Consider the following 13,578-nt stretch of genomic DNA (forward strand, 5'->3'; position numbering starts at 1 on the left):
TCTTGAGCAACGATCTTCTCTATTTATAAAAAACAAAAAACCACATCATTCATCAGAAATGATGTGGTTTTGTTCTTTTTCTTTTATACCACCAATACATTTTTCTAAACTATTCGCGTTAGAGGAAGGCGGCAAAGGAGGCTATCCCAAGGAGCATACACGAGTATGTGACTTGGGTAACCGAGTGTAGCCAACGCACCTATCACGCGAAGAGCGACGAAAAATTAGGTTATCCCAAAGAGAATACACAAGTATGTGACTTGGGTAACCGAGTGCAGCCAACGCGCCTATCACGCGAAGAGTGACGAAAAATGAGTTAGCCGACCGCAATCTTCTTCATATCCGTCATATAACCACGTAACGTCTTACCGATTTTCTCGATAGGATGGTTACGGATAGCTTCGTTGATATCACGTAACTGTGCGTTATCAGTGCCATTATCTGCAACTGGCTTCGCTAAATCGCCCGCTTGTAATTTAGTCATGAATTCTTTCAGCATTGGCACAGCTGCAAATGAGAACAGATAGTTACCGTATTCTGCTGTGTCTGAAATAACCACGTTCATTTCATATAAACGCTTACGAGCAATGGTATTTGCAATCAGTGGTAACTCATGCAGGGACTCATAGTAAGCTGATTCTTCTAAGATACCCGCTTCTAACATCGTATCGAACGCTAATTCAACGCCCGCTTTAACCATAGCAACTAACAAAACACCGTGGTCAAAGTATTCTTGTTCCGCAATTTTCCCTTCATATTCAGGGTAATTTTCGAATGCCGTTTTGCCTGTCTCTTCACGCCATGTCAGCAAGTTTTTATCATCATTTGCCCAGTCTGCCATCATGGTTGCAGAAAATTCGCCTGAAATGATGTCATCCATATGTTTTTGGAACAATGGCGCCATGATAGTTTTCAGTTGTTCAGATAATGCATAAGCACGAACTTTTGCAGGGTTAGACAAACGGTCCATCATCAGCGTGATACCACCTTGTTTCAGCGCTTCGGTGATAGTTTCCCAACCAAACTGAATTAATTTACCTGCATAGCCTGGCTCAACACCGTCAGCAACCATTTTGTCATAGCTCAGTAATGCGCCTGCTTGTAACATACCACACAGAATAGTTTGCTCACCCATCAGGTCAGACTTAACTTCTGCAACAAACGAAGACTCCAGAACACCGGCACGGTGGCCACCAGTCGCTGCCGCCCATGCTTTAGCAATCGCCATCCCCTCACCTTTCGGGTCATTCTCTGGGTGTACTGCAATCAGAGTTGGAACACCAAAACCACGCTTGTATTCTTCACGAACTTCGGTACCTGGGCATTTTGGCGCTACCATCACAACAGTAATGTCTTTACGAATTTCTTCACCAACTTCAACAATGTTGAATCCATGTGAATAACCCAGTGCTGCACCTTGTTTCATCATAGGCTGAACAGCGCGAACAACGGCTGAATGCTGTTTGTCCGGCGTTAAGTTAACAACCAAATCAGCGGTAGGGATCAATTCTTCATAAGTGCCAACTTTGAAGCCATTTTCTGTCGCTTTACGCCATGAAGCACGTTTCTCTGCAATTGCTTCATCACGTAATGCATAAGCAATATCTAAACCTGAATCACGCATATTCAGGCCTTGGTTCAAACCTTGTGCCCCACAACCAACGATGACGATTTTTTTACCTTTCAGGAAGCCCGCTTCATCCGCAAATTCTTCGCGCTGCATAAAACGGCACTTACCTAATTGAGCTAACTGCTCACGTAAATTCAATGTGTTAAAATAATTCGCCATTGTCATACTCCATTGTTCTGTTGTGTTCGTTATGTCAGACAGTCTGTCTGTCGCTCATTTTTGAGCGTTTATGGATTTACTATATGCGATGTTTAGCATTGCTTAAATTGATATATTAACAATACAATGTTGCAATATCTGCAACATCATTAATTATGTTATTAGAGGGCAAAATGGACATTCGTGATCTCAAGCTTTTTTTGCATTTAGCACAAAGTTGCCACTTCGGGCGCACATCTAAAGCGATGCATGTCAGCCCTTCCACATTGTCTCGCCAAATACAACGCCTCGAAGAACAGCTTGGTCATCCGCTATTTGTGCGCGATAACCGCTCAGTTAAATTGACCCAAGCAGGAGAGCACCTTAAGCAATTTGCCCAACAAACATTATTGCAATATCAACAACTACAACATGCTCTCAATCAGCAAAGCCCATCACTTAGTGGGGAACTGCATCTTTTTTGCTCAGTTACGGCAGCTTATAGTCATTTACCCGAAGTTTTAGACAAATTCCGTGCGCTACATCCACTAGTTGAAATTAAACTCACGACAGGTGACGCAGCTGATGCCGTTGAAAAAGTGGAAACTCATGAGGCTGATCTTGGTATTGCAGGGAAACCCGAGCGCTTACCCGATAACGTCCGTTTTGCAAAAATCGGCGAAATCCCTCTCGTTTTGATTGCCCCATCACTACCCTGTGCAGTACGAAGCATGGTAACAGAGGCTGAACCTGATTGGTCTACCGTCCCTTTTATCCTGCCTGAGCACGGCCCATCCCGTAAACGTATCGAGCTCTGGTTCCGTCGCCATAATATCAATAACCCTGTCATTTATGCGACGGTCTCAGGCCATGAAGCTATTGTATCAATGGTCGCTTTGGGGTGCGGTATCGCCTTAATTCCCAGTGTGGTTGTTGATAACAGCCCAGAACCCGTACGCAGCCGTATTTCACAGCTCGATAATATTTCAATGGTAGAACCTTTTGAGCTCGGCGTTTGCCTATTAAGCAAACGCCTGAGTGAACCATTAATTAAAGCGTTTTGGGAGTTACTCCCAGACAATTCAATCTAAAGTTCTTTGGTTATCTTGTGGTGCTAAGAAAAAACGGAAAGAGGGGTTTCCTGTTTCATCATGATATTCATAACCTAGCGCATCAAGATGCCTATCAAAACGCACTTCTGGCCCAGCCAGTTCAAATGCCGCCAGCACACGTCCATAATCTGTACCATGGCTACGGTAATGAAATAACGTTATATTCCAATGAGTCCCTAGGGTTTCTAGGAATCTCAACAATGCACCTGGAGATTCTGGAAATTCAAAGCTATATAACCTTTCGTCTAATGGCTTTGATGGACGCCCACCAATCATATAACGCACATGAAGTTTTGCCATTTCATCATCTGATAAATCATCGACTTCATAGCCGTTACTTCTAAGCTCTTGGATAATCTCCGAGCGCTCGCCATCACGGCCACTTAAACGCACCCCAACAAAAATACATGCGCGTTCAGGGTCCGCATCCGTATAGCGATAATTAAACTCCGTAATGGCTCGATGGCCTAATAACTGGCAAAAACGTAAGAAACTGCCTTTTTGCTCAGGAATGGTTACTGCGAGTAAAGCTTCTCGTTGTTCACCAATTTCACAGCGTTCAGAAACATAACGCAGCCCATGGAAATTCATATTCGCACCGGACAAAATATGCGCTAAACGTTCACCTTTAATGTTATGCTGCTGTACGTATTTTTTTAATCCGGCCAATGCTAAAGCGCCCGAAGGCTCTGCTATCGCGCGAACATCTTCAAAAATATCTTTCAATGCAGCACAAATGGAATCACTGTCAACAGTGATAACATCGTCAACATACTGCTGGCACAACCTGAAGGTTTCATCTCCAATACGCTTTACTGCCACTCCTTCTGCGAATAGGCCAACACGTGGTAAATCAACAGGATGCCCAGCCTCTAACGCGGCTTTTAAACAAGCGGCATCTTCAGACTCCACACCAATGATTTTAATTTCAGGCATTAACTGCTTAATAATCACAGCAACGCCCGCAATTAACCCACCGCCTCCTACAGGAATAAAAATTCGATCTAAATGCACATCCTGTTGCAATAGCTCGAGAGCTATCGTAGCTTGCCCCGCAATCACTGAAGGGTGGTCAAAAGGTGGAACGAAGGTATAGCCATCCTCTGCGGCCATTGCAATGGCTTTCGCTTTCGCTTCATCAAAATTAGCGCCATGTAAAATAGCTTCACCACCAAAGCTTCGTACTGCATCCACTTTGATATCCGCTGTCGCAACTGGCATGACTATTTTTGCTTTCACACCAACACGATTTGCTGATAACGCAACGCCTTGAGCGTGGTTCCCCGCAGAAGCTGTCACCACACCTTTGCTTTTTTGCTCTTCGGTTAAATTTGCAATCATGGCGTAAGCCCCACGAAGCTTAAAGCTATGTACTGGCTGCCTATCTTCACGCTTGACTAAAATGGTATTCCCCAAGCGTGAAGATATTTTATCCATCTGTTGAAGAGGCGTTACTTGCGCAGCTTCATAAACCGGCGCACTCAGCGCCGCTTTTAAGTAATCTGCTCCGGTTGGGGCAACCGGTAATGGTTTTGCTGCTGCCACAATCAGCCCCCTAATTTCGACTTGTCACGAACAGCACCTTTGTCTGCACTCGTCGCCAATGAAGCATAAGCGCGCAGAGCAAAAGAAACCTCACGCTGACGATTACGCGGAGTATAAGCTTTGTCGCCTCGAGCTAATTCCGCTTCACGGCGTTGATTCAGCTCACTTTCACTAACATCCAGCACCATCGTTCTTTTTGGAATATCGATATCAATAATATCGCCATCTTGAACTAATGCGAGTAAGCCACCACTCGCTGCTTCTGGTGAAATATGACCAATAGAAAGCCCTGAGCTACCGCCAGAGAAGCGACCATCTGTTATCAACGCACAGCTTTTGCCTAATCCCATTGATTTCAGATATGAGGTTGGGTACAGCATTTCTTGCATGCCTGGACCACCCTTAGGCCCTTCATAGCGAATAACAACCACATCGCCTTCAACGACTTTGCCACCCAGAATAGCTTCTACTGCGTCATCTTGGCTTTCAAAGACTTTGGCAGGGCCACGGAATGTTAAACTGCCTTCATCAACTCCAGCGGTTTTAACAATACAGCCATCTTCTGCAATATTTCCAGACAGGACAGCCAGTCCCCCATCCAAACTATACGCATGCTCAATACTACGGATACACCCATTCTCACGGTCAGTATCCAATGACGGCCAGCGGCAATTCTGTGAAAAGGCTTTTGTTGTACGGATACCAGCAGGGCCCGCGGAAAACATTGATTTAACGGCCTCATCCTTTGTTAACATCACATCATATTGCGCTAATGTTTCTTGGAAGCTCAGACCTAAAATATTCGTCACGTTTTCTTGCAATAAACCTGCACGGCTCAGTTCACCTAAAATACCGATGACACCACCAGCACGGTGAACATCTTCCATATGGTATTTTTGTGTACTCGGTGCAACCTTACACAAATGTGGGACTTTACGTGATAAACGGTCGATATCATCCATGGTGAAATCGATCTCTGCTTCTTGAGCAGCTGCAAGTAAATGCAGGACTGTGTTAGTTGAACCACCCATGGCAATATCCAACGTCATCGCATTTTCAAATGCAGATTTATTAGCGATATTGCGTGGTAACGCACTTTCATCATCTTGTTCGTAATAGCGTTTGGTTAATTCAACAATGCGCTTACCTGCATTGATAAATAAAGTTTCGCGGTCTGCGTGAGTCGCTAACAATGAGCCATTTCCTGGCTGAGATAACCCCAGCGCCTCAGTTAAGCAGTTCATTGAGTTTGCAGTAAACATTCCTGAGCAAGAGCCACACGTTGGGCATGCTGAACGTTCTATTTGCTCACTATCTGCATCACTCACATTAGGGTTAGCCCCTTGAATCATGGCATCAACTAAATCGAGCTTGATGATTTGATCTGAAAGCTTGGTTTTACCTGCTTCCATTGGACCGCCCGAAACAAAAATAACCGGAATATTCAGACGTAATGACGCCATCAACATGCCTGGGGTGATTTTATCGCAGTTTGAAATACACACCATGGCATCCGCACAGTGTGCGTTCACCATATATTCAACAGAATCCGCAATTAATTCACGGGAAGGTAAGGAATACAACATTCCGCCATGTCCCATGGCAATCCCATCATCAACAGCGATTGTATTAAACTCTTTCGCAACACCACCTGCATTTTCAATTTGCTCTGCAACTAATTTGCCTAAATCACGTAAATGTACGTGGCCTGGAACAAACTGTGTGAATGAGTTAACAACAGCAATAATGGGCTTTCCAAAATCAGCATCAGTCATGCCTGTTGCACGCCATAATGCACGAGCCCCAGCCATATTACGACCATGAGTTGTTGTTGCTGAACGGTACTTAGGCATATCTTTAACTCCCGTGTTTAAAACAGGCGGGGAACGTCCGCCTGTAACATCTATTTAAATTTAATTATTAAGGGTTTACTGGATCTAACCAGCCCCATTTATCTTCTGTTGTACCATCAAATAAGCCAAAAAACGCCTGCTGAATTTGCTTGGTTACTGGGCCACAACGGCCAATGCCGACTTGGATACCATCGACACTACGAACCGGAGTGATCTCTGCAGCGGTTCCTGTCATGAAGACTTCATCAGCAAGATAGAGAGATTCACGTGATAGTGTTTGCTCACGAACTTCAATACCCAAATCTTTTGCTAAGGTTAAAATTGCATCACGCGTAATACCCGGTAATGCAGATGATGTGAACGGAGGCGTATACAGAATGCCGTCTTTCACCTCAAAAATATTTTCCCCAGCACCTTCAGAGAGATATCCGTGAACATCTAATGCAATACCTTCTTGGTAACCATGGCGACGAGCTTCGCTACCAACTAGTAGAGAAGATAAATAGTTGCCACCTGCTTTTGCCCCTGTAGGAATGGTGTTTGGTGCAACACGATTCCAAGAAGACACCATGGCATCAATACCTTGGTCTAACGCTTCTTCACCTAAATACGCACCCCATGGGAACGCAGCTAAAATAACATCGGTGTTATAACCGTCTGGTGGGTTAACTCCCATACCAACATCACCAATAAACACTAATGGACGAATATACGCACTGACTAAGTTATTTTTACGCAAAGTTGCACGGCATGCTTCCATTAACTCTTCCACGCTATAGCTGACGGGCATACGGTAAATTTTTGCTGAATCATGCAAACGTTGCATATGTTCACGGTGGCGGAAGACCACAGGACCTTTGTGCGAGTCATAACAACGGACGCCTTCAAACACCGATGTACCATAGTGCAGAGCATGAGACATAACATGAACCTTTGCATCAGCCCATGGCGTCATTTCACCGTTAAACCAAATAAAGTCAGCTTTCTTAGTCATTTGTATATTCCTTACATTGCACTTTGTGTGCGTAATAGTCGTGATTCTTGTTGTAGTACTTCAACTTCTGTAATGTCTGAAAGCTTGGTTAACTGTGCACAAAGCTGGGTTAATGGCCTTTGACTACTTACAGTGAGTTCAATATTAACATTGTCGCCGTCTGTCGATTGCCCCATATTCATGGCATTAATACGAAATCCACGATGGCGAGTGACCCTTAATATACGCTCTAAAACCTCAGGACGGAAACGGGCTAATATCGAGATTTGATGTTGCATCATAATGGTTTCTCCATCATTTTTTCATTACTAGCCCCAGGCGGAACCAACGGCCAGACATTTTCTAGTTCATTAATTGATACCTGTAATAAATAGGCACCTTCGCTATTAAGTAATTCATCTAATGCCGCATTAACTTCCGACTTATCTGTGATCCGTTGGCCTTTAATACCAAACGCGCTGGCTAATGCCACAAAATCAGGGTTGTCTGTTAAAATAGTTTCGCTATAACGCTGTTCGAAAAACAGTTCTTGCCACTGGCGAACCATGCCTAAGCGCTGGTTGTCGATTAAAAGAATTTTTACAGGAAGTTGCTTACGTTTGATGGTTCCCAGCTCTTGGACATTCATCATGAATGAGCCATCTCCTGATACACAAACAACCGTATCTTCAGGCCTAGCAACCTGTGCTCCAATTGCCGCAGGGATACCAAACCCCATGGTTCCAAGCCCACTTGAGGTTAAGAAATTTTCAGGGCCATCAACGGTGATATGTTGTGCTGACCACATTTGGTGTTGCCCTACATCGGTAGTAACAACCGTATTTGGCTGCATTTTATCCGACAGTTGTTTCAGTAACAGTGGTGCATAAATAGGCTCACCAGGATGGTCATAACGCCAACCGAATTCTTTTTTAAGTTGCTGAACTTCCTGCTGCCAAGGTGCTATTGATTTTTTAAGCATTAATTCAGGTAGTAATACTTTTGCATCACCATGCAACGCAACATGCGTTTGACGTAATTTGTCCAATTCTACGTGGTCTATATCGATATGAATCACTTTGGCGTTCGGTGCAAAAGTATTTAACTTACCTGTTACCCTATCATCAAAACGAGCACCAACAGCGATGAGTAAGTCACAGCGCTGCACAGAAATATTGGCCGCTTTAGTACCGTGCATACCTAACATGCCTAAATAGTTTTCATCTAAAGGGCTCACAGCACCAAGCCCTTTTAATGTTGCAACTGAAGGAATACCTGTAAACTCAATAAATTCGCGTAATTCTTTTACGGCACCTGACATTCCAACACCGCCACCAACGTACAACATAGGCTTTTCTGATTGTTCTAATAGCATTCTTGCCTGTTGGATTTCTGATAAAGGTGACGTGACTTCTTGCTCTACCGGCATTAAAAACGGAGACAACTCAGCGTGTTGTAGCTGAATATCTTTCGGAATATCAATCAGTACAGGCCCTGGTCGCCCACTATTTGCGATTGCGAAAGCCTCAGCAAGAATGCGAGGTAAATCCTCGATGTCTTCAACCAAAAAACTGTGCTTAGTACAAGCTAGAGACAACCCTAAGACGTCGATTTCTTGAAAAGCATCGGTTCCAATAAATTCAGAAGCGACTTGACCAGTAATGGCGACAACAGGAACAGAGTCTAATAATGCATCCGCTAGCCCCGTGATAACATTTGTTGCACCAGGACCAGATGTTGCAATACACACCCCTGTCTTTCCTGTTGATCGTGCATAACCAATTGCCGCGATTACAGCCCCTTGCTCATGTCGACACAATAAATGCTCAACTCCACCATCATACAATGCGTCATAAACTGGCATAATTGCGCCACCAGGATACCCAAATACGGTATCAACTCCCTGTGTTCGCAATGCTTGAACTAACCATTGTGCTCCGTTCATGCTTTATCTCCTGTCTGTCTACTTTATCTATTTGTATTTGTTATGTTTTATTTAGTGTGCTTGCATCAATCAACATTTATGTCAAAAAAAACCCCGCGCCTTTCGGTGCGGGGTTCTCGTGAGATCTGGCTGTTATTTTAGCCTTCGTCGTCCAAGTGCAGCCCCGCACGGTGGGATAATAATCACCACCACGCTAATAATAATTAGGCTAACTGCTTGGATAAATGCGTTCATGTGTTTTACTTTTTCAATATTCTTAATCATCTATTATTTAGAGTTATCATTTTAAAGGCGTTTTGACAACTTTTATTTAATTTATTTATTTTCAAAACATTAAATTACTTTAAAATCATATAATAACAATGAAATTAGCATTATAAACTACTTAAATAGCCATTCTTCAGTAAAATTCAATAGAATACATAGCATAATCAGCTACATCATCCATATTAGTCATTTGGCACCATTAAAACTCACCCCACATAATTAATTACTTTTTCTTATGCATAACCAAGCTCGGCATAGTATCCTCGCTCCATGAAACTAACACAATCCCAGTTATAACCTAGCTTCGAAGCCACTCGTAGTAAATTGAAACAACTCAGTAACTAAGTAATTAAATTATCGAGCGGCTTCGCAAACATGTTATCTATTCAAGATAAATCAAATTATTTTTAGCAGAATATTACTCTGTAAATAATATTGGAGGGCTCATGACATTAGCGATTGTTTACACTAGAGCATCAATTGGGTTAGAAGCACCTCTTGTTACTGTTGAAGCACATATTAGTAATGGGCTCCCAGGTTTAACACTCGTTGGGCTACCAGAAACGGCCGTAAAAGAAGCAAGAGATAGAGTTCGAAGCGCTCTACTAAATAGCGGATTTGAATATCCAGCTAAAAAAATGACGGTTAATTTAGCTCCAGCTGACTTACCAAAAGAAAGTGGTCGGTATGATCTTGCAATCGCGATTGCCATACTCGCATCATCAGGACAGCTCCCCCACGAGCCATTAAAACAGTATGAATTTTTAGGTGAACTTGCTTTATCTGGCGATGTTCGCTATGTCAGCAGTGCTATTCCTGCCGCCCAATCAGCATTAAAACAACAACGCTCCTTAATACTATCTATGGAGAATCAACATCAATTAGGCCTACTTCCAGATAATAGCGTTTATTTCGCAACATCCTTATTGGAGCTTTGTCATTTTTTACATAACAAAAACACATTGCTTTGTAATCAACAAATTCACCAAGCACCTCTCTCAATCAAGCAAGAAGGTGATATTAACGATATCATTGGCCAAGAACATGGTAAACGAGCATTAGAAATCTGTGCCGCTGGTGGGCATAATTTACTCTTATTGGGTCCGCCAGGAACAGGAAAAACGATGTTAGCCAGTCGGCTAATGACTTTACTTCCCCCATTAACCTCTCAGGAAGCGTTAGAAGTTGCTTCATTACATAGCTTGAGTGAAAATACAAAAGAAGACATGAATTGGCCGATAAGGCCTTTTAGAGCGCCCCATCATAGCGCATCAATTGCAGCTTTAATTGGCGGTGGCTCTCTTCCCAAGCCTGGCGAGATCTCACTTGCACATCACGGTGTTTTATTTTTAGATGAATTACCAGAATTTAGCCGCTCAGTACTCGATTCTTTACGAGAACCACTAGAATCCCGAAAAATTAGTATTTCTCGAGCAAAAGCAAAAGTTTGCTATCCCGCTAGTTTTCAGTTAGTTGCAGCTCTAAACCCTAGCCCAACAGGTCATTACCAAGGAGAAATGAGTCGTTCAGCTCCTTCCCGTATCCTACGTTACCTTTCACGCATATCAGGGCCTTTTATTGACCGGTTTGATCTCTCTATAGAAATTCCATTGTTACCTCTCGGTTCATTGAGTAGCCAAACCAATCAAGGTGAAACAAGTGAACACGTCAGACAAAGAGTTATCGAAGCCAGAAATAGGCAACTTAGGCGAGCCGGAAAAATTAATAGTTTACTAACGCCAAGAGAAACCACACAATTTTGCCTACTAACCGCAAAAGATGCATTATTCTTAGAACATGCATTAAATAAGTTAGGTCTTTCCATCCGAGCTTGGCACAGAATATTAAGAGTTGCCAGAACAATAGCCGACCTTAATGCCGCAGAAACTATTGAGCGTTCTGATTTATTAGAAGCTCTAGGGTATCGAGCGATGGATAAGTTATTGCTTCATTTGCAAAAACAAGTAAGCTGAGAAGAATGGACAGATAACTACTTTATTATCTCGTAAAAATAAAGGGACCGTAGTCCCTCTTATCATACGATGATGATATTAATCATCTGTATCAGTGTAGTCTTCCGATGGATCTATCTGCGGTTTACCGCCAGATAAAGTATGGAAGCGTTTTGGACGGTTAATACGGCTAGAATATTTTGCCCAAACTTTTTCTTCTGGGGTAGCAGGTTCACGCTCACCACGGCATACAGCGACGAAAAGTTTTTCTTCTTCTGTTTGAGGTTCGCGTTTACCTATATCAAGCTCATTAAAAGCTTGGCCGAGACGTTCTAGCAACTGAGCTTCTTTGATGGTGAAATCACCATGACGAGAAAAGCCACGTGGGTAATGTTTATTATCAAAAAAACGATTAGTCGTGATGAAGCTATCTGCCATCTGACACACTCCTAACTTATTACAGTCAAACTCTATATGGCGCGGAGTATTAGACAGCATTGACAATCTGTAAAACAAAACATTTAAATCATCACGACAAAAATAATTGGAGATGCATGTGGACAGCGAGTTATTGAGAACTTTTTTAGAGGTCAGTAAGACTAGGCACTTCGGTAGAGCCGCAGAATCACTCTATTTAACACAATCAGCAGTTAGCTTTCGTATTAGACAATTAGAAACACAGCTAGGTACAAGCTTATTTACTAGGCATAGAAACAATATCCGGTTAACAGCCGCGGGAGAAAGGCTTGTTCCATATGCCGAATCGTTAATGAATACCTGGTTGCAAGCTAAAAAAGAAATATCTCATGCCTCACAACACACTGAGCTTTCTATTGGTGCAACAGCTTCACTTTGGGAAGGTTATCTAACTGACTGGGTAGAAGAACTTTATAATCAACATGATGAACTGCGACTCGAAGCTAGGGTTTCAACGCGCCAGTCTCTTGTTAAGCAACTACATTCTAGAGAATTAGACTTATTAATCGCAACGGAACCCCCAAAAATGGATGAGTTTGAAAGCACTATCATCGGTACGATTGATTTACAGCTTATGGCTTCCCAAAAAAATATTGCATTAACAAAATATAATTTTATAAAGCTAGAGTGGGGGGTTGATTTTCATCCCAAAAATGAACCATCACTAACCCAAGATGATACACCCGTAATGATCACGACCTCTGCCCATATTACCCGCCAATTACTTCCTGTATCGCTTTCAGCGGCATTTTTACCTGCTCATTGGGTATATCAATATCCAGGCCTAAAAACGCTCTCAGAAACCTCAATAAACAAACCTTTGTATGCAGTCTGGCTCCAAAAAAACGATCAGCAAGCTCTTATCAATCAACTGATTAAAACGCCAATAAAAAATGCACAGTTAAGTGAACAATAAAAGAAGAAGGTGAGTAACAGAATTCACTCACCTTCCTACTACTTTATAAACAAACTATGTTCCACTGCACAATGTTCTTAATTGATGCTTCTTTTTATCTTTTAATAAGATATACCAATCACGAATAACTCATCGGCATTTATTTATACAATATAAACAAAATAATTTTTTGAGATTAATAAAGCTAAACCAGCAATTCTCGGTATACGACATTTATCTAAATTAAAGATTGAGCGCATTAAAATACCTTTCAACCCACAAATACTATTGAAAAACATAAAGTAGCAAGTAACAACTTACTCATTAGGTGAAAATGCATATAAGCTGATGAAAATAAAAGAGAAGGTAGTTTGGAGGGAAATTAGGTAATATCATCAATACATTTGAGTGGTAAATGTAATTAAAAGGTATAAACAGTAAGTAATAACTCGCCTATTTTTAGTATTAATAAAGAACATCAAAAGATTGGATGAGAGAAAAATAAATCAGGGAGCTTATTTCTTGCATTTAAAGTGATGAATACAATTGAAGTATATAAAACAGTGGGATAGTAGATTAGCTAAGATCAAATGAAAATTAGCAAATAGGGGAAAAGTAACTCTATATTTGCTATTAGATAAATAAAGAAAAACCCGATTAAGCTAATCGGGTTATCAATAGATACTTCTTTTATTATTACTTAATTGGTAACTGGCAGGGGCGGAGAGACTCGAACTCCCAACACCCGGTTTTGGAGACCGGTGCTCTACCAATTGAACTACGCCCCTAAA

The 13,578-nt window shown here is 42.1% G+C and carries 12 protein-coding genes and 1 tRNA gene; 4 read left to right on the forward strand and 9 right to left on the reverse strand.

Annotated elements, in window-relative coordinates; translation table 11 throughout:
* Window positions 1-167: 167 nt before the first annotated feature.
* Window positions 168-305, forward strand: coding sequence for a hypothetical protein (locus PR767_RS04945; protein ID WP_155242194.1), 138 nt, complete (start codon window positions 168-170; stop codon window positions 303-305).
* Window positions 306-316: 11 nt separating this feature from the next.
* On the opposite strand, the gene ilvC is transcribed toward PR767_RS04945, so the two are convergent.
* Window positions 317-1,789: a ketol-acid reductoisomerase gene (gene ilvC / locus PR767_RS04950; RefSeq protein WP_004907263.1), complete on the reverse strand. Its 1,473-nt coding sequence runs from the start codon at window positions 1,787-1,789 to the stop codon at window positions 317-319.
* Window positions 1,790-1,962: 173 nt separating this feature from the next.
* On the opposite strand from ilvC, the gene ilvY reads away from it, so the two are divergent.
* Window positions 1,963-2,859 (forward strand): HTH-type transcriptional activator IlvY, encoded by an 897-nt coding sequence (gene ilvY / locus PR767_RS04955; RefSeq protein WP_004906122.1) that lies wholly within the window; start codon window positions 1,963-1,965, stop codon window positions 2,857-2,859.
* Here the strand turns inward: ilvY and ilvA are convergent.
* The 6 genes from ilvA to ilvL form a co-directional block, all read right to left on the reverse strand.
* A complete protein-coding gene (gene ilvA, locus PR767_RS04960) occupies window positions 2,851-4,425 on the reverse strand; it encodes a threonine ammonia-lyase, biosynthetic (protein WP_004907259.1) in 1,575 nt (524 codons plus the stop codon). The genes ilvY and ilvA overlap by 9 nt on opposite strands.
* 2 nt (window positions 4,426-4,427) lie before the next feature.
* Window positions 4,428-6,278 carry a dihydroxy-acid dehydratase gene (gene ilvD / locus PR767_RS04965; RefSeq protein ID WP_004907256.1) on the reverse strand — a complete coding sequence of 617 codons (1,851 nt, stop codon included), beginning with the start codon at window positions 6,276-6,278 and terminating at the stop codon, window positions 4,428-4,430.
* Window positions 6,279-6,345: 67 nt separating this feature from the next.
* Window positions 6,346-7,272: a branched-chain amino acid transaminase gene (locus PR767_RS04970; RefSeq protein WP_004907252.1), complete on the reverse strand. Its 927-nt coding sequence runs from the start codon at window positions 7,270-7,272 to the stop codon at window positions 6,346-6,348.
* An 11-nt stretch (window positions 7,273-7,283) separates the two neighbouring features.
* Window positions 7,284-7,553, reverse strand: a complete 270-nt coding sequence (ilvM, locus tag PR767_RS04975; RefSeq protein WP_004907250.1) for an acetolactate synthase 2 small subunit — start codon at window positions 7,551-7,553, stop codon at window positions 7,284-7,286.
* Window positions 7,550-9,196, reverse strand: a complete 1,647-nt coding sequence (gene ilvG / locus PR767_RS04980) for an acetolactate synthase 2 catalytic subunit (protein ID WP_004907245.1) — start codon at window positions 9,194-9,196, stop codon at window positions 7,550-7,552. Before ilvG ends, ilvM begins: the two co-directional genes overlap by 4 nt.
* Window positions 9,197-9,328: 132 nt before the next feature.
* Window positions 9,329-9,430: an ilv operon leader peptide gene (gene ilvL / locus PR767_RS04985; RefSeq protein ID WP_071524553.1), complete on the reverse strand. Its 102-nt coding sequence runs from the start codon at window positions 9,428-9,430 to the stop codon at window positions 9,329-9,331.
* A 479-nt stretch (window positions 9,431-9,909) separates the two neighbouring features.
* On the opposite strand from ilvL, the gene PR767_RS04990 reads away from it, so the two are divergent.
* Entirely contained in the window at window positions 9,910-11,436 is a 1,527-nt protein-coding gene (locus PR767_RS04990; RefSeq protein ID WP_004907243.1) for a YifB family Mg chelatase-like AAA ATPase, read from the forward strand.
* Window positions 11,437-11,514: 78 nt separating this feature from the next.
* On the opposite strand, the gene PR767_RS04995 is transcribed toward PR767_RS04990, so the two are convergent.
* Window positions 11,515-11,853 (reverse strand): DUF413 domain-containing protein, encoded by a 339-nt coding sequence (locus tag PR767_RS04995; protein ID WP_004907240.1) that lies wholly within the window; start codon window positions 11,851-11,853, stop codon window positions 11,515-11,517.
* 112 nt (window positions 11,854-11,965) lie between these two features.
* Between PR767_RS04995 and hdfR the strand changes: the two genes are divergently transcribed.
* Complete coding sequence (gene hdfR, locus PR767_RS05000) at window positions 11,966-12,808, forward strand: HTH-type transcriptional regulator HdfR (protein ID WP_042851484.1); 843 nt, start codon at window positions 11,966-11,968, stop codon at window positions 12,806-12,808.
* A gap of 691 nt (window positions 12,809-13,499) precedes the next feature.
* Here the strand turns inward: hdfR and PR767_RS05005 are convergent.
* Window positions 13,500-13,575: transfer RNA gene (locus tag PR767_RS05005), tRNA-Trp, on the reverse strand.
* Window positions 13,576-13,578 lie beyond the last annotated feature (3 nt).

The organism is Providencia sp. PROV223, from assembly GCF_028479245.1.
Taxonomy (GTDB): domain Bacteria; phylum Pseudomonadota; class Gammaproteobacteria; order Enterobacterales; family Enterobacteriaceae; genus Providencia; species Providencia rettgeri.